The 21,728-nt window shown below is 67.8% G+C and carries 17 protein-coding genes; 10 read left to right on the top strand and 7 right to left on the bottom strand.

All coding sequences use genetic code 11. The features are described from left to right. Positions 1-17: 17 nt before the first annotated feature. Complete coding sequence (locus TSO352_RS27980) at positions 18-2,537, bottom strand: cation:proton antiporter (protein WP_109110329.1); 2,520 nt, start codon at positions 2,535-2,537, stop codon at positions 18-20. A 195-nt stretch (positions 2,538-2,732) separates the two neighbouring features. On the opposite strand from TSO352_RS27980, the gene TSO352_RS27975 reads away from it, so the two are divergent. Next, on the top strand, positions 2,733-3,494 hold the full coding sequence (locus TSO352_RS27975) for an OmpA family protein (RefSeq protein WP_247872474.1): 762 nt from the start codon (positions 2,733-2,735) through the stop codon (positions 3,492-3,494). Between the two features lie 350 nt (positions 3,495-3,844). Here the strand turns inward: TSO352_RS27975 and TSO352_RS27970 are convergent, their stop codons facing one another. From TSO352_RS27970 to hutI, 4 genes are all read right to left on the bottom strand, one after another. Then, positions 3,845-6,121 carry an NACHT domain-containing protein gene (locus tag TSO352_RS27970; RefSeq protein WP_109110917.1) on the bottom strand — a complete coding sequence of 759 codons (2,277 nt, stop codon included), beginning with the start codon at positions 6,119-6,121 and terminating at the stop codon, positions 3,845-3,847. A gap of 272 nt (positions 6,122-6,393) precedes the next feature. Beyond that, the gene (gene hutU, locus TSO352_RS27965) at positions 6,394-8,076 is read right to left on the bottom strand and encodes a urocanate hydratase (RefSeq protein ID WP_109110327.1); all 1,683 of its coding nucleotides are present in this window, start codon (positions 8,074-8,076) and stop codon (positions 6,394-6,396) included. 59 nt (positions 8,077-8,135) lie between these two features. Next, positions 8,136-8,864 (bottom strand): histidine utilization repressor, encoded by a 729-nt coding sequence (hutC, locus tag TSO352_RS27960; RefSeq protein ID WP_109110326.1) that lies wholly within the window; start codon positions 8,862-8,864, stop codon positions 8,136-8,138. Then, positions 8,861-10,123 (bottom strand): imidazolonepropionase, encoded by a 1,263-nt coding sequence (gene hutI, locus TSO352_RS27955; RefSeq protein ID WP_109110325.1) that lies wholly within the window; start codon positions 10,121-10,123, stop codon positions 8,861-8,863. Before hutI ends, hutC begins: the two co-directional genes overlap by 4 nt. 254 nt (positions 10,124-10,377) lie before the next feature. Here hutI and TSO352_RS27950 point away from each other — a divergent pair, with 254 nt between their 5' ends. The 4 genes from TSO352_RS27950 to TSO352_RS27935 all read left to right on the top strand — a co-directional run bounded on the left by TSO352_RS27950 (position 10,378) and on the right by TSO352_RS27935 (position 14,815). Then, positions 10,378-11,742, top strand: coding sequence for a formimidoylglutamate deiminase (locus TSO352_RS27950; RefSeq protein ID WP_109110324.1), 1,365 nt, complete (start codon positions 10,378-10,380; stop codon positions 11,740-11,742). Continuing rightward, positions 11,739-13,271, top strand: a complete 1,533-nt coding sequence (gene hutH, locus TSO352_RS27945) for a histidine ammonia-lyase (protein WP_109110323.1) — start codon at positions 11,739-11,741, stop codon at positions 13,269-13,271. Before TSO352_RS27950 ends, hutH begins: the two co-directional genes overlap by 4 nt. Continuing rightward, the gene (gene hutG / locus TSO352_RS27940; protein ID WP_109110322.1) at positions 13,268-14,083 is read left to right on the top strand and encodes an N-formylglutamate deformylase; all 816 of its coding nucleotides are present in this window, start codon (positions 13,268-13,270) and stop codon (positions 14,081-14,083) included. The genes hutH and hutG overlap by 4 nt, the downstream gene beginning before the upstream one ends. 90 nt (positions 14,084-14,173) lie before the next feature. After that, complete coding sequence (locus TSO352_RS27935; RefSeq protein ID WP_109110321.1) at positions 14,174-14,815, top strand: phosphatase PAP2 family protein; 642 nt, start codon at positions 14,174-14,176, stop codon at positions 14,813-14,815. Positions 14,816-14,903: 88 nt separating this feature from the next. On the opposite strand, the gene TSO352_RS27930 is transcribed toward TSO352_RS27935, so the two are convergent. Both TSO352_RS27930 and TSO352_RS27925 read right to left on the bottom strand, forming a co-directional pair. Further along, complete coding sequence (locus tag TSO352_RS27930; protein WP_109110320.1) at positions 14,904-15,755, bottom strand: carbon-nitrogen hydrolase family protein; 852 nt, start codon at positions 15,753-15,755, stop codon at positions 14,904-14,906. 26 nt (positions 15,756-15,781) lie between these two features. After that, positions 15,782-17,014: a plasmid replication protein gene (locus tag TSO352_RS27925; RefSeq protein ID WP_109110319.1), complete on the bottom strand. Its 1,233-nt coding sequence runs from the start codon at positions 17,012-17,014 to the stop codon at positions 15,782-15,784. A gap of 602 nt (positions 17,015-17,616) precedes the next feature. Here TSO352_RS27925 and TSO352_RS27915 point away from each other — a divergent pair. From TSO352_RS27915 to TSO352_RS27895, 5 genes are all read left to right on the top strand, one after another. Further along, positions 17,617-18,504 carry a helix-turn-helix domain-containing protein gene (locus TSO352_RS27915; RefSeq protein ID WP_109110318.1) on the top strand — a complete coding sequence of 296 codons (888 nt, stop codon included), beginning with the start codon at positions 17,617-17,619 and terminating at the stop codon, positions 18,502-18,504. Next, positions 18,501-19,154: a hypothetical protein gene (locus TSO352_RS27910; RefSeq protein WP_109110916.1), complete on the top strand. Its 654-nt coding sequence runs from the start codon at positions 18,501-18,503 to the stop codon at positions 19,152-19,154. The genes TSO352_RS27915 and TSO352_RS27910 overlap by 4 nt, the downstream gene beginning before the upstream one ends. A gap of 163 nt (positions 19,155-19,317) precedes the next feature. Further along, positions 19,318-19,980: a ParA family protein gene (locus TSO352_RS27905; RefSeq protein WP_109110317.1), complete on the top strand. Its 663-nt coding sequence runs from the start codon at positions 19,318-19,320 to the stop codon at positions 19,978-19,980. Then, the gene (locus TSO352_RS27900; protein ID WP_109110316.1) at positions 19,977-20,546 is read left to right on the top strand and encodes a hypothetical protein; all 570 of its coding nucleotides are present in this window, start codon (positions 19,977-19,979) and stop codon (positions 20,544-20,546) included. Before TSO352_RS27905 ends, TSO352_RS27900 begins: the two co-directional genes overlap by 4 nt. 48 nt (positions 20,547-20,594) lie before the next feature. Further along, entirely contained in the window at positions 20,595-21,539 is a 945-nt protein-coding gene (locus TSO352_RS27895) for a LysR family transcriptional regulator (protein WP_109110315.1), read from the top strand. The last annotated feature ends 189 nt before the right edge of the window (positions 21,540-21,728 follow it).

Genomic DNA, 21,728 nt, shown 5'->3' with positions numbered 1-21,728 from the left:
GTCCCCTTCCCGTACGGTCAGCCCGCCGCGGGGACCGCCGGGGCCGACGGGGTCGGTTGACGGCGCGCCTCGGCGACCGCCTGGATGTGGGAGCGCAGGTCCGCGTCCTTCTGCACCAGCCGGCGGAAATCCTTCTCATCCAGCAGCAGCAGTTGGCAATAGCCCAGCGCCCGCACGTCTGCATTGCGCCGCTGGCGGGACAGCAACGCCATCTCGCCGAAGAAGTCGCCGGTGCCGAGCTTCACCGGCTCCGCCAGGTTGGGCACCAGCACCTCGACGGCGCCCGACGCGATGAAGAACATGGCGTCGCCGCGGTCGCCCTTGCGGACGATGGTCTCCCCCGGCAGGGCGAGCTGGGCGCGCAGCAGCGTGGCGATGGTCGTCACCCGCTCCGCCGGCAGCCCGGCGAACAACGGCACCCGGCGCACCAGCTCCGCCACGTCGAAGCGGACGTCCAGCTTGGGCAGCCGTTCCAACGCGCGGCGGCGCTGCTCCAGGTCGCGCTCCAGGTCGGTCAGCACCTCCTGGCTGATGATCGATTCGGCGTGCATGGCGCGGTATTCGGCGTGCTCCAGCCGCAGGGCGGCGCGGCCGACGTAGCGGCTCTGCAGCACCACGGCGTAGTCCGGGTATTGCAGCTTCAGCGCCGCCAGCGCCTGTTCGACGATGCCGAGCCGGCCGACCAGCATGCCCTCCAGCTCGAACGCCACCTCCGGCCCCAGCACCCGGGCCAGCCGGTCGCGGGTGAAGGCCAGCAGCTCGCGCAGCACGGTGCGCACCGCCACCAGCACCTCGAACCGCATCGACAGGCGGCGGGCCAGCGGGCGGTGGATGCCGAAGCGGCGCTGCAGCCAGCTCGCCCCGCGCATCCAGGGCGAGAAGGCGATGAACGGCTCCTCGAAGGCGCGATAACCGTTGCGGCCCTGGAGCTTCACCGCGTCGAGCAGCCGGCCGGTGCGCCCGGCCAGCATGTCCATCACGCCGCGCGACACCACCCCTTCGGAGAAGTGGGCGTAATAGAGTTCTTCCTCGCGATTGACCAGGATGGCGAGGCCGATGGTCACCCGGTCCTCGTCGCGCAGCGGCGCTTCCTCCTGCCGCTCCTGGTCGATCTGCTTCAGCCGCTCCTCGTAGCGGGCGACCATCACGTCCTTGACGACGCTGTCGACCTCGTAGGTCTTGGCGACGACGGCGACGCGGTCGCGGATGCTGTCGGTCGACAGCGCCAGCGCGCGGTTGCGCATGGCGCGCTCCACCGGCGTCAGCTCGTCCAGCTTCAGCACGCGGATCAGCCAGCGCAGGGTGGCGCCGTTGACGAACAGGGTGACGAAGACGAAGCCGGTGACCATCACCGCGATGAAGCTCTGGACGCGGTCGTTCACCCGGAAATTCTCGGTCACCGCCAGCGCCAGCGTCAGCGACACCGCCCCGCGCAGGCCGCCCCACAGCATCACCGCCTTGTAGGAGTGGCTGACCCGCTGCGCCAGGCCGGCCCAGGACAACAGCGGCAGCAGGCCGAACAGCACCAGCGCGCGCGCGGCGAAGGCGGCGACCACCACCACCACCACCAGCCCCAGCTCGCCCCAGCCGACATCGGCCATCAGGCGCGGCACCAGGATGGCGGTCAGCAGGAAGATCATCGAGTTGGCCCAGAAGCCGAGCTGCCGCCAGACATGCTCCATCGCCCCCCAGGTGGCGGGCGAGATGCGGGTCCGCCCGACCGAGCCGATGACCAGCGCCGACGACACCACCGCCACCACGCCCGACGCGCCGACGTAATGCTCCGCCAGCACATAGGAGAGGTAGGCGAGCGCCACCGTCAGCGTGATCTCCGCCATCGGCTGGTTGCGCACCGGCTCCACCAGCATGCAGACGATGCGGCCGCAGATGTAGCCGGTGACGACGCCGCCGGAGAAATCGCGCAGGAAATCGAGCGCCGCCACCCCGGCACCGCCGCCGTGCGAGGTGCGCGTCAGCATGTCGAGCAGCAGGGTGAACAGCGCGATGGCGGCGGCGTCGTTCAGCAGGCTCTCGCCCTCGACCAGCGTGGTCAGCCGGCGCGGCGCGCCCAGGTCGCGGAAGATGCCGATGACCGCCGCCGGGTCGGTCGAGGCGACGATGGAACCGAGCAGCAGGCAGGCGACCAGCCCCAGCGGGGTGAACAGGCTGACGGCGTAGCCGACGGTGAAGGTGCAGACGAACACCGCCACCACCGCCATCAGCAGGATCGGCCCGAGATCGTCGAACAGCCGCCGCACATCGACCGCCAGCGCCGTTTCGAACAGCAGGATCGGCAGGAAGACGTGCAGCAGCACGTCGGACGAGATGTCCAGCTCGGCCAGCGAGTTCAGGAAGTCGTGGAACGGGTCCTTGCCCGGCATCCCGGCGAAGGTCTGGATCACCGCGCCCAGCGCCACCCCGACCCCGGCGAGCAGCACCGTGTAGGGCACCTGGAAGCGGGCGGCCAGCGGCGGCAGGAAGCTGACGAGGGCGAGAAGCCCGGCAACGCCGAGGACTTGGATGACGATGTCGTGCATGATCCCACGGGACGGCTGCGGCGTGGGCTGCACGGTATCGCCGCACTGTGGCGGGAGCAAGACCGGGCACCACCCGACGCTGCGGCAAAAATGGTCCGCCGCCGTCACGCCCCCGGTCGCCCCCTGGAACGCCGGCACGCCATCGTTTAGCATGCGGCCGAATTGGTCTGGATCGGAAACCGGGGGGCAGCGGCGATGAGGAACGGGACGACGGCCGGGGCAATGGCCGGGACGATGGCCGACGGGGCGCTCACCCCCAGGCTGTGCCCCAGGCTGTGGCGGTCGGGCGCCGCCGGTCTGGCCCTGCTGCTGGCGCTGGGCGGCGCCGCGCAGGCGACCGACCCAAGCGGGGCGCCGACCACCACGGAGGACTTCATCCGGGCGCTGATCCCGCAGGACGCGCCGGCCGGCCCATCGAACGCCGACGCGCCGAGGACGCGCGGCCTGTCGCTTGGCACCGGCGACGCGACGGAGGCCACGCCCCCGGCGCCGCCCGCCACCATCACGACCGTGAGGCCGGCCGCCCCTCCCGCCGCCCAGGCCCCGATGACTGCCCCTGCCCCTGCCCCGGTGCAGGCCCAAGCCCAGCCCCCGGCCCAACCGCCGGCGGCGGCGCCGCGGATCAGCTTCCAGGTCGAGTTCGCCTTCAACTCGGCGGAACTGACGCCGACGGCGACCGGCATCCTGAACGAGCTGGGCCGCGCCCTGACCTCGCCGGAGCTGAGCGCCTACCGCTTCCAACTGACCGGCCACACCGACGGCGTCGGCAAGCCCGACTACAACCTCGCTTTGTCGAAGCGCCGCGCCGCCTCGGTCGGCGCCTACCTGACGCGGACCTTCGGCGTCGCGCCCGGCCGGCTGGTGGCGGTCGGCCGCGGCGCGCAGCAACTGCTGAACCCCGCCGACCCGGCCAGCGCGGTCAACCGCCGGGTGGAGATCATCAACCTGGGGTCTTGACGGGCAACGGCGGTCGGAGGGACCGGGAGCGCCGCCGTGGGATGAACGCGGATGGAACGTTTGAAACCGGGTGAAACAGGAACGGCGTCCTGTTTCACTGTTCCATGCGCCGGATCGGCGGGCGGGCACCGTGGCGGAGCGGGCTCGCGGATGCCCGGGAATGACGATGTTGCAGAGGGTTGCGGATGACGGGTGCCGATGGAACATGCCGGTCCCTCCGCGGCCGAGACAGGAGTTGTTCATTCCTATCACGACGGCGGGGGGCTGATAAGCGGAGGTTGGAACCGCCCATCTAGACCAACGATTTCTCCAAGCCATTGGATGGCTTGAGGTGGCAAAAAGCTCATTATTCAGGAGAGCTTCCTGCACGCATCTAGAACCGGCGCTTGGTGTGTTGCAGGAGACTGAATGATTGCAAGCGCATCCTTACGCATAGAGCGTGTTCCTGCATAGATAGTTTTCCCCTGCCTTCCACTTTCGACAAGAAATCCGTGCTTCCTTAGATACTCAATGACATCTGGAGCGATCATTCGCGATCTATGATCCAAACCGCGCAGCAAAGCACTTTCAAGCCTGGAAATACCGGATTGAGCATACACCTTTCTCAGTGTAACCACCAAGACTCGAACCCCTATTGGCAGTTCGGATCCTAGAACTTCATTATTTACTGAATACGAGCTTGAGAAATTCCCAACTTCGCAGTTTACAAAGCTTCTTTCCGGCAAATCTCGCTCAGATGAGCGACCATCAATATTGCCTATTAAGCAATCTACAAATTGTAGATCTAAAGGAAGCGGGCCATCCGGAGGAAGAACCAAGTTTGAAATCAGACAATTACAAAATTTAACCCTGATTGAGTCCCATACTTCTTGGCAGATATCAAGTTCCTCAATATCTAGCCCCTCAAATTTCATGTATTTCTGCGATTCCCCTAGAAAAATCGCAGGAAAGAAAAGATCAAAAGCTAGCGCATAGTTTCCTTCATCTATCTCTTTAGAAAGACATGCGCTAAGTAGGCCTGGAGAGATGCCTTCAGTCTCGATCATTGAACAGACAACATGAGTCCCCACCTGATTGAGTTGCTGAGCAATGCTGCGGAGGTCAGCTCTATATGCCTCATCACCATAAGGGTACCTAATATGCGATATTACTAGATTTGCACTCGCTGCATTAAGAAAGTCGACATCAATAAAGGTCCGATTCGAGGCGTCATTTGGAGAGATGCCCAAGCCAGGCAACCGAAGGAGCACTCGACGCTCCTCTTCGCTTACGGTATTTCCAGTGGCCTCATGAAAAACTTCATCCATTTCCTTTGGAGAGAAGCTTTTCTGAATAGCATTGCCTTGTCTGGCTTTGGTAGCCAACAACCCCCAAAATTGAAGGATCGCGTCTTTATCTACGCCCTCTGACTGCTCACTCTCGCGTGACGCAATCATTCCAAGAAGCGCCGACCAAGCTGCGCCCTCAGGGAACGAGCCATGCGAGGAAATAGTTACAGCTTCTTTAATTAGATTTTTGTTTATCAAATAGCTCAAGAAAAGCGGACGCGTTGGAAGCCACTGCGGAAGTGGGTCATCGCGTCCCTTTCGGCTCAAAAATTCAGCGGCTTGGTCTGAATCGAAGGGTTGAATCAGAAAATGATCAAATAACCCGTCTGGAGCTCCAAGAGCTTCCCGCATTTCGCTGTCGGAATCAAAATATGCCACCCGGCCAGCAATGATGATAGAGGACTTACTTGGAGTCTGTTTGATCAGATTCTTTACCACGGCATGCGTGTTACGCTTGAACTCTCGTAACTTTCGATGATCTCCAGTCCAACCTCGCGTCGACAACTCGTCAAAGCCGTCGATAATCAAATCTACATACCCGGCACTCCAGGCAGCAACCAATCTCCTAGGATCAGCTGCGTTATTCCTGGCGTGCCTTTCAAGAAGTTCAACGGGATCCGATTGCCCTAGATGTTCTCGCAAATTGATCGCAATCGGAAAACGAAAACTATTATTCTGAGAAAACTCCTTTAGAAGCGAGAAATAAACTTCTCGCAACAACATACTCTTCCCAATACCATATTCTGCGGTGATAATCATCCTCGCGGAATGCTGTACCACTTGGCTGATGTGATCAACAGATACAATTTCTCCAGTACGAGCGCGGGTAATAGTTGGCGCAACAAATTCAGAGCGCGGAACTTCAAACGTATGAGAAACATGGTTATATACCGATCCGAATGGCTTTTCCGACCGGATTCTCAGATATCCTGCCGCATCAAAAAGCAGAGACCTCAACTCGTCAAACGATATAATCTTCGTCGTTTTCTCATATTTCTTTACTACCGCACGCTGATCAGCCGTTGGCTCATGTAAGGTTACCAAATACCCTTGGGCCATGTTGCCTTCAGAACGCTTCTTCGCGACAAGATCATGAGTTTTTTTGGCATCGTATGACGCCTTGTCTTTTTTCTTGTCCGTTGTTGCTTCAACAACTGTGAAAAAACTTCCATTCCAAAACACACCATCACGTTCTCGGCCATCAATTTTCTCCGAGCCCTGGCCGATCGAGTCGGAAAAAAGGCTCCTGCAAATTCTTTTTACCTCATCTTCGAATTCTTCTCCTGTAAAAGTACGCATGGAAGCCTGCCGATCTTTTCTCTATTAAAAATGGCCGCCACGATAATTCGGATACAACAGCTCGTCAAGAAGCCGCTCGCTGGTTGGTGAAAAATGATCAAAATATCGCATTTTGTGCGACAATTCGTGCCAAGTCTCTTATTACGAGAGAGCAAATTTCCAATCCACACCCTCAATTGGCTCTACGACAGCACGACCTATTTTCCGCCGCTGACAGGGGATGTGGGAGGCCCATCGCCTCCCACGCCCCCACTCTCACAAACCCAAACCCCCTACCCCAAGAACGGCAAGTTCAGCCCCTGCTCCTTGGCGTACTCAATCGCGATGTCGTAGCCGGCGTCGGCGTGGCGCATCACGCCGGTGGCGGGGTCGTTCCACAGCACGCGCTCAATCCGGCGGGCCGCCGCGTCGGTGCCGTCGCAGACGATGACCATGCCGGAATGCTGCGAAAAGCCCATGCCGACGCCGCCGCCATGGTGCAGGCTGACCCAGGTGGCGCCGCTCGCCGTGTTCAGCAGGGCGTTCAGCAGCGGCCAGTCCGACACCGCGTCGGAGCCGTCCTTCATCGCCTCGGTCTCGCGGTTCGGGCTGGCGACCGAGCCGCTGTCGAGATGGTCGCGGCCGATGACGATCGGTGCCTTCAGCTCGCCCGACTTCACCATCGCGTTGAAGGCGAGGCCCAGACGGTGGCGCTGGCCCAGCCCGACCCAGCAGATGCGCGCCGGCAGGCCCTGGAACTGGATGCGCTCGCGCGCCATGTCGAGCCAGTTGTGCAGGTGGGGATCGTCGGGGATCAGCTCCTTCACCTTGGCGTCGGTCTTCAGGATGTCTTGCGGATCGCCGGACAGGGCGGCCCAGCGGAAGGGGCCGACGCCGCGGCAGAACAGCGGGCGGATGTAGGCGGGGACGAAGCCGGGGAAGTCGAAGGCGTTCTCCAGCCCCTCCTCCTTCGCCATCTGGCGGATGTTGTTGCCGTAATCGACGGTCGGGATGCCCATGCCGTGGAAGGCCAGCATCGCTTCGACCTGGACGCGCATCGACTTGCGGGCGGCGGCGGCCACCGCAGCGGGCTGGCTCTCGCGCGCCGCTTCCCACTCCGCCAGGGTCCAGCCCTGCGGCAGGTAGCCGTTGACCGGGTCGTGGGCGGAGGTCTGGTCGGTGACGATGTGCGGCCGGGCGGTCAGGTCGGTGCCGGCGCGGCGCGCCAGCTCGGGGAAGACGTCGGCGGCGTTGCCGAGCAGGCCGACCGAGATCGCCTCGCCCTTGGCGCAGGCCGCGTTGATCCAGGCCAGCGCCTCGTCGAGGTCGGCGGTGTGGCGGTCGAGGTAGCCGGTGCGGATGCGCATCTCGATGCTGCTGGGGCGGCACTCGACCGCCAGCATGCAGGCGCCGGCCATGGTCGCGGCCAGCGGCTGGGCGCCGCCCATGCCGCCCAGCCCGCCGGTCAGGATCCACTTGCCCTTCAGGCTGCCGTCGTAATGCTGGCGCCCGGCCTCGACGAAGGTCTCGTAGGTGCCCTGCACGATGCCCTGGCTGCCGATGTAGATCCAGGAACCGGCGGTCATCTGGCCGTACATCGCCAGACCCTTGCGGTCCAGCTCGTTGAAATGCTCCCAGGTCGCCCAGCGCGGCACCAGGTTGGAGTTGGCGATCAGCACGCGCGGCGCGTCGGCGTGGGTGCGGAAGACGCCGACCGGCTTGCCCGACTGCACCAGCAGCGTCTCGTCGTCGTTCAGCGTCTTCAGCGCCGCGACGATGCGGTCGTAGCTGTCCCAGTCGCGGGCGGCGCGGCCGATGCCGCCATAGACCACCAGCTCCTGCGGGCGTTCGGCGACGTCGGGGTCGAGGTTGTTCATCAGCATGCGCATCGGCGCCTCGGCGAGCCAGCTCTTGCAGCTCAGTTCGGGGCCGCGCGGGGCACGGATGACGCGCTGGTTGTCGAGGCGGGAGGACATCGGTGGCAGGCTCCTGGTGGGAGGATGATGTGATGGGGGGCGGCCGCGGGCGACGGCGTCTAGGGCGGCGGCAACTGGAAGCGGGCGCCCAACCGATAGCGGCTGCCGGGATGGACCAGCATCGCCACGGTGACGACACGCCCGCCGACCCAGGTGCGGCGGGTGACGCGCAGGCAGGGTTCGCTGACCGGGATGTCGAGCAGCCGGGCGATCTCCGCGGTCGGCGCCACCGCTTCGATGACGTGCTCGACCTGCGGTGCCGATTCCAGGCGAATCAGATAGTCGCCGGGGGTCTGTCGGGTGAAGTCCTGGTCGAGATAGTCGGGCGCCACCGACGGGTTGACCCAGCGTTCCTCCAGCTGCACCGGCACGTCGCTCTCGCTGTGGACGACGATGGAATGGAACAGCTTGGCGCCGACCGGCAGGTTGAAGCGGCGGGCCAGCCCGGCGTCGGCGGTGACCGCGAGCAATTGCTCCACCCGGCAGGCGTGGCGATTGCCGCGCGCCGCGATCTCGTCGGCGATGCTGCGCAGCTCCACCACGTCGGCGCTGGGCGGCCGTTCGGCGACGAAGGTGCCCAGCCCCTGGACGCGGGTCAGCAGCCCCTCGTCGGTCAGGTCGCGCAGCGCGCGGTGGACGGTCATGCGGCTGACCGAGAATTCCTCCAGCAGCTTGTGCTCCGACGGGATCTGGAAGCCCTCCGGCCAGTCGCCGGAGCGAATGCGGCGGCGGATGGTGTCCTTGATCTGGGCGTAGCGCGGTTGGGTGACCGAGACGACGTCGCTCATGCCGCAGTTCCCCCGATGCGTGGGGAGCGGGCGACGCCGGCGTTGACCACGGCGACGCAGGGGTTGAGGCCGATGGCGTAGGCGAGTTCGGCCGGATGCTCGATGCGCCAGACCGCGAGGTCGGCGCGCTTGCCCGGCGCGATCACGCCGCGGTCGTCCAGCCCCAGCGCCGTGGCGGCGTGGCGGGTGACGCCGGCCAGCGCCTCCGCCGGGGTCAGCCGGAAGAAGGTGCAGCCCATCGACAGCATCAGCAGCAGCGAGCAGACCGGCGAGGTGCCGGGGTTGTTGTCGGTCGACAGCGCCATCGCCACGCCATGCCGGCGCAAGGCGTCGATCGGCGGCATCTTGGTTTCGCGCAGGGCGTAGAAGGCGCCGGGCAGCAGCACCGCCACCGTGCCGGCCCGCGCCATCGCGGCGACGCCGTCCTCGTCGAGATGCTCGATGTGGTCGGCGGACAGGCCGCCGAACTCCGCCACCAGCTTGGCGCCGCCGAGGTTGCTGAGCTGTTCGGCGTGCAGCTTCACCGGCAGGCGGAGGCGGCGCGCCGTCTCGAACACCCGGCGGGTCTGGGCGACCGAGAAACCGATGCCCTCGCAGAAGGCGTCGACCGCGTCGGCCAGACCGGCCTCGGCGATCGCCGGCAGCGTCTCGGCGCAGATGCGGTCGATGTAGCCGTCGGGGTCGTTCCTGAACTCGGGCGGCAGGGCGTGGGCGCCGAGGTAGGTGGTGCGGACCTCCACCGGGCGGACCTGCCCCAGCCGGCGGGCGACGCAGAGCATGCGCGTCTCGGTCTCGGTGTCGAGGCCGTAGCCGGACTTGACCTCCACCGTGGTGACGCCCTCGGCCAGCAAGCTGTCGAGCCGCGGCAGGGTGGCGGCCAGCAGCGTGTCCTCGTCCGCGGCGCGGGTGGCGGTGACGGTGGACAGGATGCCGCCGCCGGCCCGCGCGATCTCCTCGTAGGTGGCGCCGTTCAGCCGCATCTCGAACTCGCGGGCGCGGTTGCCACCATAGACGAGGTGGGTGTGGCAGTCGATCAGGCCGGGGGTCATCCAGCCGCCGCCGCCGGACTGGACCTCGGTCGCCAGCGCGTCGGGCGCGTCGGGCAAGGCGCTGCGCGGGCCGACGAAGGCGATGCGGCCGTCCTTGATGCCGACCGCGGCGTCGGCGATGGCGCCGTAGCCGTCGGGGCCGGCCTTGCTGTCCATCGTCGCGACGGACAGGTCGATCCACAGGGAATCCCACGGCGCGCTGGTCGGCATCGGTTCGGTCCTTTCCTTGCACCCTCTCCCGCCCCGGGAGAGGGAAGGGGCCCATGGCGCGGGCCATGGGAAGGGTAAGGGTTTGCCCAAGGAACCATGCGCTCCTGGACTCTTGCCCTGCCCCTCACCCTCCCCGCCTTCGGCGGGTCCCCTCCCTCTCCCGGGGCGGGAGAGGGAAAGTTCGTTCAGCAACCCTCTTGGCAGCCGGTTGCCTATACTTGTATAGTGTTGTCTATAATAGCGAGGGCGCTTGCATGAGCAACCTGTTTTTTGCCGCCGCGCTGCTGCCGGACGGCTGGGCGGAGGATGTGCTGGTCACCACCGACGACCGCGGGCGGATCGTCGCGGTGGTGAGCGGCGCGCCCTGCCCGGCCGAAGCCGAGCGCTTCGCCGGGGCGGCGGTCGCCGGCATCGCCAACCTGCACTCCCACGCCCACCAGCGCGCCATCGCCGGGATGGGCGAGGCCTCGGGCGACGGGTCGGACAGCTTCTGGAGCTGGCGCGAGGTGATGTACCGGGCGCTCGACCGCATGGGGCCGGAGGATTTCGAGGCGGTCGCTGCCCAGCTCTATGTCGAGACGCTGAAGGCCGGCTTCACCGCCATCGCCGAATTCCATTACCTGCACCACGACCGCGACGGGCGGCCCTACGCCGACCCGGCGGAGATGAGCCACCGCGCGGTGGCCGCCGCCCGCGCGGTCGGGCTGCCGATCACGCTGCTGCCGGTGCTCTACAACGCGTCGGGCTTCGGCGGCACGCCGCCGACCGCCGGGCAGCGCCGCTTCATCCATGACGGGGCAGGGTTCGCGCGGCTGACCGAGGCCCTGCGCCGCGCCTATGGCGACGACGACGACGTGCGGCTGGGCATCGCCCCGCATTCGTTGCGCGCCGTGCCGGACGCCCTGCTGGGCGAGACGGTCGCCGCCCACCCGCAAGGCCCGATCCACATCCACATCGCCGAGCAGCGCCGCGAGGTCGAGGACTGCCTCGCCCACCATGGCCGCCGCCCGGTGGAGCATCTGCTAGAGACGCAGCCGGTCGACGGCCGCTGGTGCCTGATCCACGCCACCCACATGACCGACGCGGAGCTGCGCGGCGTCGCCGCCAGCGGCGCCGTCGCCGGCCTGTGCCCGACGACCGAGGCCAATCTGGGCGACGGCTTCTTCGCCGCCGAGCCGTACCTGGAGCAGGGCGGGCGCTGGGGCATCGGGTCGGACAGCCACATCTCGGTCAGCCCAGTGGAGGATCTGCGCTGGCTGGAATATAGCGCGCGGCTGACCAGCGGCCGGCGCACCGTGCTGGCCGGCGGCCCGCGCCGCTCCACCGCGCGCCGGCTGGTCGAGGACGCCCAGGCGGGCGGGGCGCAGGCCAGCGGATTCGCCGCCGGACGCATCGCCGTGGGCTTGCGCGCCGACCTCGTCACGCTCGACACCGACCACCCGCTGCTGGCGGCGCGCAAGGGCGACGCGCTGCTCGACGGCTGGATCTTCGCCGGCAACGCCCCCCTCGTGCGCGACGTGGTGATCGCCGGACGCCCGATCGTCCGCGACCGCCGCCACCCGCGCGAGGAGGAGATCGCCGACCGCTTCAAGAACACTCTTGGGAGACTTCTGGGATGAGCATCACTCTGGTTCCGGGCGACCTGTCGCTCGACACCCTGCGCGCGGTCTATCGCGGCCGTCCGGCCCTGACGCTCGACCCGGCGGCCTACCCGCGGATGGAGCGCTCGCGGGCGTTGATCGACAAGATCGCCGGCGGCGACGAGGCGGTCTATGGCGTCAACACCGGCTTCGGCAAGCTGGCCCACACCCACATCGCCTCGGCGGATCTGGAGACTCTCCAGCGCAACCTGATCCTGTCGCACGCCACCGGCGTCGGCACGCCGCTGGCCGACGGAGTCGTCCGGCTGATCCTGGTGATCAAGGCGGTCAGCCTCGCGGTCGGCGCGTCGGGCGTGCGGCCGGCGCTGGTCGACGCGCTGCTGAAGCTCTATGAGGCCGACGTGCTGCCGGTGGTGCCGGGCAAGGGCTCCGTCGGTGCCTCGGGCGATCTGGCGCCGCTCGCCCATCTGTGCGGCGTGCTGCTCGGCATCGGCCATGTCCGGGTGAAGGGCGAGATCCTGCCGGCCGACGAGGGGCTGCGCATCGCCGGCCTGCCGCGCTTCGAGCTGAAGGCCAAGGAAGGGTTGGCGCTGATCAACGGCACCCAGGTGTCGACCGGTCTGGCGCTGGCCGGGCTGTTCGAGATTGAGCGGACCTTCAAGGCGGCGCTGGTCGCCGGGGCCCTGTCGGTCGAGGCGGTCAAGGGCAGCCACCGGCCGTTCGACGGCCGGATCAGCGCGCTGCGCGGCCAGCCCAGTCAGATCGCCGTCGCCGCCGCCTTCCGGGACGTGCTGGCCGGCAGCGCGCTGAACGCCAGCCACCAGGGTCCCGACTGCCACCGGGTGCAGGACCCCTACAGCCTGCGCTGCCAGCCGCAGGTGATGGGCGCGGTGCTCGACCAGATGCGGCAGGCGGCGCGAACGCTGACCATCGAGGCGAACGGCGTCACCGACAACCCGCTGGTGCTGGTCGACACCGACGAGGTGCTGTCCGGCGGCAACTTCCACGCCGAGCCGGTGGCGATGGCCGCCGACCAGCTCGCCATCGCCGCGTCGGAGATCGGCGCGCTGGCCGAACGCCGCATCGCCATGCTGATCGACACCACCATCAGCGGCCTGCCGCCCTTCCTGGTCGCCGAGCCGGGGCTGAACTCCGGCTTCATGATCGCCCATGTCACCGCGGCGGCGCTGGCGTCGGAGAACAAGTCGCTCGCCCACCCGGCCAGCGTCGACAGCCTGCCGACCTCCGCCAACCAGGAGGACCATGTCAGCATGGCGACCTTTGCGGCGCGGCGGCTGGGCGACATCGCCGGCAACGTCGCCGACATCGTCGGCATAGAGCTTTTGGCCGCGATCCAGGGGCTGGAGTTCCACCGGCCGCTGACGACGTCGGACCGGCTGGAACAGGCGATCGCCACGGTGCGGGCGCAGGTGCCGCGCTATGAGGTCGACCGCTACTTCGCCCCGGATCTGGCCGCCATCGGCGCCATGGTGCGCGACGGGGCGCTGGACGCGCTGATGCCGGTGGATCTGGAGGCGGTGCGATGAGCGACGCGGTGTATGATCTGGTTCGGGGCGACGGGCCGCTGGTGATCAGCATGCCGCATTGCGGCACCGGCCTTTTCCCCGGCCTGGCGGAGCGTCTGACCGACGAGGCGCTGACCCTGCGCGACACCGACTGGCACATGCCACGCCTGTACGGCTTCGCCCGCGGCCGGGGGGCGACGCTGCTGAGCGCCCGCCTGTCGCGCTATGTCATCGACCTCAACCGGTCGTCCAGCGGCGAGAGCCTGTATCCCGGGCAGGCAACCACCGGCCTGTGCCCGGACATCCTGTTCGACGGCACCCCGCTCTACCGCGACGGTCGGGCGCCCGACGCGGCGGAGGTGGCGCAGCGGGTCGAGAGCTATTGGCGCCCCTACCACGACGCCCTGGCGGCGGAGCTGGCGCGGGTCAAGGCCCGCCACGGCTTCGCCCTGCTCTACGACGCCCACTCGATCCGCAGTCATGTGCCGCGGCTGTTCGACGGGCGGCTGCCCGACCTGAATTTGGGCACCGCGCGCGGCACCAGCGCCGATCCGGGGCTGATCAAGGGTGTCGTCGCAGCGATGGAGCGGGCCGCGGCGGCGGAGGGGTTGAGCTGCGTCACCGATGGCCGCTTCGTCGGCGGCCACATCACCCGCTGGTACGGCCGCCCGGCCGACGGCGTCCAGGCGCTGCAGATGGAGCTTGCCCAGGACCGCTACATGGACGAGGAGGCGCCGCCCTTCGCCTACCGCCCCGACCGGGCGGAGCGGCTGCAACGGGTGCTGGCGGCGGTGCTGGACGCCGTCGTCGGCTGGCGGCCGGCGCAGGGCTGATCCGCCCGCCGTCGGCGGAACCGTTCCCGCCCAGGCCGCGTTCCCCTGCGGCGCCGGCGCATGCGGCGCGACGTGCAGGGGAATGACGGCATGAGCGACACCATCGGGACGACGAGGGAGACGGCAGGGACGACGGGCGGGGATGGAGCGATTGCGATCGGCTATGGCGGCACGCCGGCACCGGAGCTTCTCCAGCCCGCCCTGAGCGCGATCGACAGCCTGGACGGGCAGCTCCACGACGCCGTCACCTGCGACCCCGGCCCGGTCAGCCAAGCGCTGGCAACCGCGGGCCATTACGTCATAAAGCGGCATGTCCTGATCCCCGGCTTCGCCATCGCCTGCGGCGTCGGGGTGCTGACCGGGAACGCCGATCTGCGCCGCGCCGGCGGCGTCGGCGTGGTCGGTCTGGTGGCGACCGCCACCGCCAGCCGCTCGATCAAACGCTTCGTCAAGCGCCGCCGTCCGGACGAATGCGCGCCACGCCGCAAGCGGGGCTGGCGCATCAGCGCCCGGTCGCTGCCGTCTGGCCACGCGGCCAGCGCCTTCGCCGCCGCCACCGCGCTGGCAACCGTCAGCCGGTCGCCGGCGCAAAGTCTGGTGATCTATGGGACCGCGGCGGCGCTGGCCAGCGGCCGCGTGGTGCGGCACCGGCATTGGGCGTCGGACGTGCTGGCCGGCGCCGTGCTGGGGACCGCGATCACCCTGCTGGCGCGGCGGTTGCTGCCGCGCTGAGCGCTTTCATGCGCGACGCCGGCTTAGTACCCGGCGTGGCCCGGTGGCGGGTTCGGGAGTCAAGACGTCCTGAACCCGTCATCATGCCTCAGAGCGTTGTCCGGTCCCGGCTTCGCGGGTCGTCGCACCGGTGACCGGCATACAGAGCCCCACTCCGCGCCTCGGCGCGAAAACGCCGAACCATTCCGTAAAACCCGTCCTTCTCGGCATCGTCGGGAATCCGGTTGAGCATCATTCCGGCCACATGCCGGTCGCATTGGCGGAACGCATGCCCGCCGCGCTCCACCCACAGGCTGGGAAACTCTTGGAAGGGCGGGCACCATGACGCCTGGCTGATGAACAGCTGATGGTGCTGCGCATTGGCCCGGGCAAGAATGCCGGTCATTCCCGTCCAGTCGGTGTCAGCCGCGGCCGTCAGGCTGCCCGAGGTGCTGTGAAAGACGAGAGTCACGCCGTCATTCGCGTAAGCCTGCCAAAGGTCAGGAAAGCGCTCCTCCATACAAACCAGCACGCCGCAACGGACTCCCTTCACCTCGAAGACAACGGGGTGATCTCCCGGCGTGTAGCAGGTCAGATCTCCCGGCGAACAGCGGCGCTTGTCATAGCGGTCGGCAAGCCGCCCGTCCGGCGTGACGATGTAGACAGAATTGTGCGGATGGTTGGTGTTCGACAGCGGATGGCTGCTGCCGACCACAGCCCAGATGCCATGGTGACTGCAGGCATCCATCACCCGTTGCGCTTCATCACGCAGGGCGAGCCAGTTATAGCCCTCCCAAGAGGGAAAGTTCGACCGGCAATAGCCGGACAGGGCGCACTCCCCGACATGAACGATGTTGGCGCCTTGCGCCGCTGCTTCACCGATGAACCGGCGAATCTCCGCCCCGTTGGTCCTTGGATCAGCCGACACCGAAAACTGGCAGGTCGCCACCGTCAGGGCCACACCAGCCTCCGCCGTCTACCAACCGGTCATTTCTTCGGCAACGGCAGCGCCGCCTGTTCCGACTGGGCCTGCCCGGCCAGCCGCTTGGCCCGCTTGTGGCGCATCTCCGCCGCCTCGCCGGCCTTCAGCGGGACGAAGCCGTCGGGGCGCATCGCGTTGCCGACCAGGGCCTTGAGCAGGTCGATGTTGGTGGTCTGCACCCGCCGGCCGCGCCGCACCTGATCGAGGAACTTGGCCGAGGGGGTCAGCACGTAGTCGATGGCGTCGATGCGCTTGCCGACCTTGGTGTATTCCTTGTCGGCGATGTCGAGGATGCCCTCCTCCACCAGCGCGTCGACCGCGGAGGTGACCACGCGCAGCGTGTCGCGGCGGCGCGACCACTCGTTCATGCCGCTGTTCTTGATGATCTCGTCGGCGCTGATCGACACCGGCTTGGCGTCGTCGTCGGCGGTGTCGTATTCGATCGACAGCCGGTTGTAGAGCCAGCGCGACACCGGCGACTTCAGCTTCATCAGCCAGGCGTAGGACACCGGCTTGAACTCCAGGTCGCGGATCGCGGCGGAGACCAGCGGGTTGAACTCCAGGTAGGTTTCCTCGACGCCGCCGTCCTCGTCGACCAGATCCGGGCGCGAGCGGATCGCCAGCACCGGAAAGGCGGTGGATTCCAGCAGGTTCTGCCCGCGGCTCTTCTTGCCCGGCTCGGCGCTGCCGCCGGTGGAGATGATGATGCGCGAGCGCGCCAGGATGGTCAGCGATTCGCGGATGTCCTGGATCGACAGGGTGTGGTTGACCGCCCGCAGCTCCCGCTGGATTTCATACAGGCTGAAGCGCATCTGCACCTTGTCGCGGTTCTCGCCGGTCAGCGACAGCCGCGAGCGGTCCATGGCGAGGCGGCGCACCACCTGCTCCACCACCTGCTCGCGCTCCGACGGGAAGATCTCGACCTCGACCAGATCCGGGGCGCCGCTGGGGGCGCGGTCGTCCTTCTTCGCCGGGCCCAGCCGGTCGATGCGGGCGGGCTGGACGGTCAGGCGGTAGTTGCGGCCGCGGAAGGCGAATTCGCGCCGCACCGACTTGATGAAGCTGTCCTTGGTGACGACCTCGCCCTTGTCCTTCGCCACCTTGTCCTTGTCGTTGTCGCGCGAGACGAAGACGAAGCGCGGCGCCAGATCGTAGAGCGCGATCAGGTGCGACTGCGAACGGTCTTCCAGCTCGAACAGGATCAGTTGCGCGGCGCTGGTCGAGGCCATCTTGCTCATCATCGTCTCCGAAGGTCGGGACCAACCATGGCCCGCCACGGCGCCGGGTGCAACAGAACCGAAGGATTTTACCGCCTTCGGGGTGGAGCGACAGCCCGCGGTGATGGCGCCCTTCCCCGCGATGATGGAGCCTTTGCCCGCGGTGATGGAGCAACAGCCCGCGATTGGGCCGCGGCCGGCCTGGGCATAAGGCCACCGGCCGACCGCGGGCTGCGACTCCATAGGGAATCGGCCGGGAACCGGGCGGCGGGGGGATGGGAACCGCGAGCTGTGGCTCCATGCCACCCCCGGAACGGCCGCAGCCAGCGGCGCACCCGGCCGGAAACGGCCGAAACGCGGGCTATGGCTCCATGACCGGGGGCGGGATATCGCGGGCCGGGGCTCCATATCCGCGGCCAAACACGCCAGGATTCCGATTCGGCCGGGCATCGCGGGCTGTTGCTCCAGGATCGCGGGCCGGGGCTTCACGGTCGCGGGCTATGGCTGACGGGCTGCGGGCTGCCGCTCCATGGAGCCGGAGCCCGCGATTCGACTCTGCCGCGGAGCGCTTCGAATCCTCCGGTCCAAACGTGACCGCAGATGAGCGGAGGAGTTCCGATCGCATGACCGCCCACACCACACCCGCAGCCCCTGCCCCCCACCCGGGCCGCTGGGGCCGCATCCCCGCCTGGTGGCTCGACCATCCGGAGCTGGACGCCGATGGCCTTGCCGTCCTGGCGGCGCTGAGCACCTACGCCGACGACAGCGGGGTCTGCTGGCCGTCGCAGGCGACGCTGGCCGGCAAGTTGAAACGCAGCCGGCCGACCGTCAACCGGATCCTGGGCCGGCTCGACGCGCTCGGGCTGGTGGCGATCGAGCATCGCCGCTCGGCCAACGGCGGCCGGTTGAGCTGCCGCTATCGGCTGGCGCTGACGCCGGCGACGGACCCGCAAGGGGCGGGAACGCGCAGCGGCGGGGGTGCGGGGGTGGACAGTCCCGCTGACTCGGCCATGGACTCCCCCTGTCCAGCGGCGAGTCAGGAACAGCCTGAACCAGAACAGATTCCGGACTCGCTCGACCAGCGTGCGGATGGAGGCACGGGTCAACCGATTGCCGCTCAAACGGTCGCGGAGGACTGGGTGCCGACCGCCGCCGACCGCCGGTGGGCCGAGGCCCGCTTCCCGGCGGCCGACATCGATCGCCACGCCGAGCGTTTCGTCCAGCAATGCCGGGCCCACGGCTACCGCTACCGCGACGCCGGCGCGGCGTGGCGGTCGTGGCTGCTGCAGGACATGGCGCGGTTGGTCGCTCCCGCTGGGTCCGCGACGGACCGCGCGGCCGGCAACCGCGGCCGCAAGGCGGACAGGACGGCGGTCCGGCCGACACCATCGCGGTCGGCCGAGGCCGAACAACGGCTGTCGGCCTGGGCCAGCGTCGCCGCGCGGTTGAACGGCGACGCCGGATCCGGGGCGATGGCGCCGACCGCGGCCGGCCCGTGGGTGCGGGCATGACCAACCTGCACCCCTTTCCCGGACCGGCGACGCCCGCCGCCACGCCGAGCCTGCCGCTGCCGTTCGACCCGGCGATGGCGCCGGCCCTGCGCGGGCGGTTGCTGCGCGAGGCGCTGCCGGATCCGCTGCGGGAGCTGCTCGACAGCGGCCGGATCGGCCGGCGCAGCCGCTTCACCGACGACGGCTTCGCCGATGTCGCCGAGGAATGGACCCCGCCGGCGCAGGTCACGCCGCGCCACGCCGCGCTCGCCCGCCGCGCGCTGGTGGAGATCGAGGAGAGCATCCTGGCTCCAGCCTCGGCCAACCATCTGCTCGGCCGGGTGCTGGCGCTGCTGAGCCATTTCCCGGCGAAGGCGACGACGCCGGAGGTGGAGCAATTGCTCGCGATGGACTGGGCCGACGATCTGGGCGAGTTTCCGGCCTGGGCGATCGACCACGCGGCGCGGGTCTGGCGGCGGACCCGCAAATGGCGGCCGAGCATCGCCGAGATCCGCGCCCTGTGCGAGGAGGCCTGCGCCGGCGAGCGTGCGCTGGCCGACCGTCTGCGTGCCATCGTGCTGGCCGGGGAGCGGGCGGGAGGCAGCGGTGGCGGGACGGGAGCCGCGGCGGTGCGACCGGTGCTGGCCGGCGCGGTGCGGCGTATGCGATGATGGGGCGGTTCGGTCTTGCATACCCCGGTCTGCGACCTCTGGGGCTGTGGCGCGAACGACACCCTGGACCGGGCGCGTCGAACCTAAGACATGTCTTAGATTTGCGCCACGGTTCCGCTTTGCTACAAGACGGCAGCAGCCGATGGCGGAAAGGGTCGCGAGCATGACGAACGACACGGGACACAGGCCGGTGAAGCGCCTGCTGGTCAACGGTCCAAAGGGCGGGATCGGCAAGACGACGCTCAGCCGCAACATCGCGGTGGCGGCGGCGCTCGACGGGTGCGCGGTGGCGACGCTCGACCTCGACCCGCAGCGCAGCCTGACCAAATGGTTCGCCAAGCGGCCGGACGGCATGGTGCCGATCACCCATTTCGAAGGCGGGATGACGTCGGTCGACATCCGCGCGGCGCTGAACGGCATCGACGGCTTCGACCTGCTGGTGATCGACACCCCGCCGTCGATCGAGGACCATCCGGAGGAGTTCAAGCTGCTGGCGTTGTCGTCCGACCTGATCGTGGTGCCGACCGGGCAGAGCGACGACGATTTGGATTCGGTGCGGCCGTGGATGCGCTTCGTCCGCCGCTACGGCAAGAACGCCGCCTTCGTGATGAACCGGGTGAAGCCGCGCACCCGCGGCTTTACCGAGGCGCAGCGCAAGCTGCTGGGCGACGGCCGGATCTGCCCGGTCGAGGTGCCCGACTACGAGGACATCCAGTTCACCGCCGGGCGCGGGCTCGGCCTGCTGGAACTGAAGGGCGGCAAGGGTGCCGAGCATGTGGCCGGGGTCTGGGCCTTCGTCCGTCACGAACTGGAGCTGGCGCAATGAGCGGGTTCAAGCAGGTGTCCAAGGCGCAGGCCCGCCGTCACATGGCGGTCGACGAGCGCATCGAGCGCATGGCGGAGGCGCCGATCGACCTGCTGCGGCGCGAGGAGTTCGTCCAGGAAATCTCGACCCTGTGGCGCAGCGCCCAGGAGAAGTTCCTGCTGATCGGCCGCTATCTGGTCCAGGCGCGGATGCGGCTGCCGCACGGCGAGTTCCAGGCGATGGTCGAGAACGAGCTGCCCTTCGGCTATCAGGTCGCCTACCAGCTGCGCATGGTGGCGGAGGCGGTGGACAGCGGCCGGCTGCCGGGGGCGAAACTGCCGCCGAGCTACGCCACCGTCTACCAGCTCGCCACCCTGACCACCGAGCAGCTCCGGCTGGCCGACCAGAGCAACCTGATCCGTCCCGACGTCACCCGGCCGGAGATCGTCCGCTTCAAGCGGGACTTGCGCGACAAGGCGATCGACCATGTCAGCCGGCGCGAGGCGCTGGAGGCGGAACGCGACCGCCTGCGCGAGCGGCTGGCGGTGGTGGAGGCTGAACTGGCCGCGCTGGACGGCGATCGCTGAGGCGCAACCGCATGCTATGATCGGCCGTCCGCGCCGGGTGGGGGGAGCATGCTGGATCTGAAGTCGCTGGAGACCTTCATCTGGACCATGCGGTTGGGCGGCTTCCGCCGGGCGGCGGAGCGGCTGAACACCACGCAGCCGGCGGTCTCCGCCCGGATCGCCCAGTTGCAGGACGAGCTGGGGGTCGTGCTGTTCGAGCGGGTCGGGCGGCGCGTCGCCCCGACGCCGCAGGCGATGGTGCTGCTGACCTACGCCGAGCGGATGATGGAACTCCGTGCCGAACTGCTGAGCGCGGTGGCCGACCGCAGCGCCATCCGCGGCGTCATCCGGCTGGGGGTGGCGGAGACGGTGGTCCACACCTGGCTCAGCCGGCTGATCGAACGGCTGAACGCGCTCTACCCCGCCGTGTCGCTGGAGATCGAGGTCGAAACCTCGCCCAGCCTGCGCGACGCGCTGACCCGGCACGAGATCGACGTGGCGGTGATGCTGGCCTCCTACACCGACATCCGGTTCAAGACGATGCCGGTCGGCAGCTACCCGCTGGGCTGGGTCGCCAGCCCGGCCCTGGCGCTGCCGGCGGAACCGGTGTCGCTGCAGGATCTGGCGGCTTGGCCGATCATCACCTTTTCCCGCACCACCCAGCCCTATGGCGTCATCCGCGAGATGTTCTCGTCGATCGGGCTGCCGGTGCGGATGTTCGGCAACAGCTCGCTCGCCAGCGTCGTGCGCATGGCGGTCGACGCGGTCGGCGTCAGCGTCATCCCCACCGTCATCGTCCAGCGCGAGCTGGCCGAAGGACGGTTGCGGCTGATCCGGGCGCAGGAGCCGTTGCCCGGCATGACTTTCTGCGCCGCCTATCCCGCCAATGGCGAGAACCACATGGCCTCGGTCGTTGCCCAGTTGGCGGTGGAGGTGGCCGGCCAGTATCAGGCGATGATGCCCGGCGGGGCGGAGAACGGGGCGGGAGTTCGGTCGCCGATTGATAGCGTCTGATTATCAATTGAGATCAAAAGATACGATTGGACGGGGTTGATACTGTTCGTGTCATCATTCTGTCAGAGGCGCAAACAACCGAGCCGAAAAGGCCGCGCCACCCGCCACCGATCCATCCCAACGATTCATCGACGGCACTGAACAGAGGAGATTCCACGATGCGGTTTACGGGTACGAAGACGCGGTCTT

Source organism: Azospirillum sp. TSO35-2 (assembly GCF_003116095.1).
GTDB lineage: Bacteria > Pseudomonadota > Alphaproteobacteria > Azospirillales > Azospirillaceae > Azospirillum.
Note: the sequence above shows the minus strand (reverse complement) of the source record. Positions and strands in the feature narration are given on the sequence as shown.

What these genes read in the sequence shown, in the direction of transcription:
- TSO352_RS27980 (WP_109110329.1), bottom strand. Translation starts at nt 2,537, where the DNA reads ATGCACGACATCGTCATCCAAGTCCTCGGCGTTGCCGGGCTTCTCGCC.
- TSO352_RS27975 (WP_247872474.1), top strand. Translation starts at nt 2,733, where the DNA reads ATGAGGAACGGGACGACGGCCGGGGCAATGGCCGGGACGATGGCCGAC.
- TSO352_RS27970 (WP_109110917.1), bottom strand. Translation starts at nt 6,121, where the DNA reads ATGCGTACTTTTACAGGAGAAGAATTCGAAGATGAGGTAAAAAGAATT.
- hutU (WP_109110327.1), bottom strand. Translation starts at nt 8,076, where the DNA reads ATGTCCTCCCGCCTCGACAACCAGCGCGTCATCCGTGCCCCGCGCGGC.
- hutC (WP_109110326.1), bottom strand. Translation starts at nt 8,864, where the DNA reads ATGAGCGACGTCGTCTCGGTCACCCAACCGCGCTACGCCCAGATCAAG.
- hutI (WP_109110325.1), bottom strand. Translation starts at nt 10,123, where the DNA reads ATGCCGACCAGCGCGCCGTGGGATTCCCTGTGGATCGACCTGTCCGTC.
- TSO352_RS27950 (WP_109110324.1), top strand. Translation starts at nt 10,378, where the DNA reads ATGAGCAACCTGTTTTTTGCCGCCGCGCTGCTGCCGGACGGCTGGGCG.
- hutH (WP_109110323.1), top strand. Translation starts at nt 11,739, where the DNA reads ATGAGCATCACTCTGGTTCCGGGCGACCTGTCGCTCGACACCCTGCGC.
- hutG (WP_109110322.1), top strand. Translation starts at nt 13,268, where the DNA reads ATGAGCGACGCGGTGTATGATCTGGTTCGGGGCGACGGGCCGCTGGTG.
- TSO352_RS27935 (WP_109110321.1), top strand. Translation starts at nt 14,174, where the DNA reads ATGAGCGACACCATCGGGACGACGAGGGAGACGGCAGGGACGACGGGC.
- TSO352_RS27925 (WP_109110319.1), bottom strand. Translation starts at nt 17,014, where the DNA reads ATGAGCAAGATGGCCTCGACCAGCGCCGCGCAACTGATCCTGTTCGAG.
- TSO352_RS27915 (WP_109110318.1), top strand. Translation starts at nt 17,617, where the DNA reads ATGACCGCCCACACCACACCCGCAGCCCCTGCCCCCCACCCGGGCCGC.
- TSO352_RS27910 (WP_109110916.1), top strand. Translation starts at nt 18,501, where the DNA reads ATGACCAACCTGCACCCCTTTCCCGGACCGGCGACGCCCGCCGCCACG.
- TSO352_RS27905 (WP_109110317.1), top strand. Translation starts at nt 19,318, where the DNA reads ATGACGAACGACACGGGACACAGGCCGGTGAAGCGCCTGCTGGTCAAC.
- TSO352_RS27900 (WP_109110316.1), top strand. Translation starts at nt 19,977, where the DNA reads ATGAGCGGGTTCAAGCAGGTGTCCAAGGCGCAGGCCCGCCGTCACATG.
- TSO352_RS27895 (WP_109110315.1), top strand. Translation starts at nt 20,595, where the DNA reads ATGCTGGATCTGAAGTCGCTGGAGACCTTCATCTGGACCATGCGGTTG.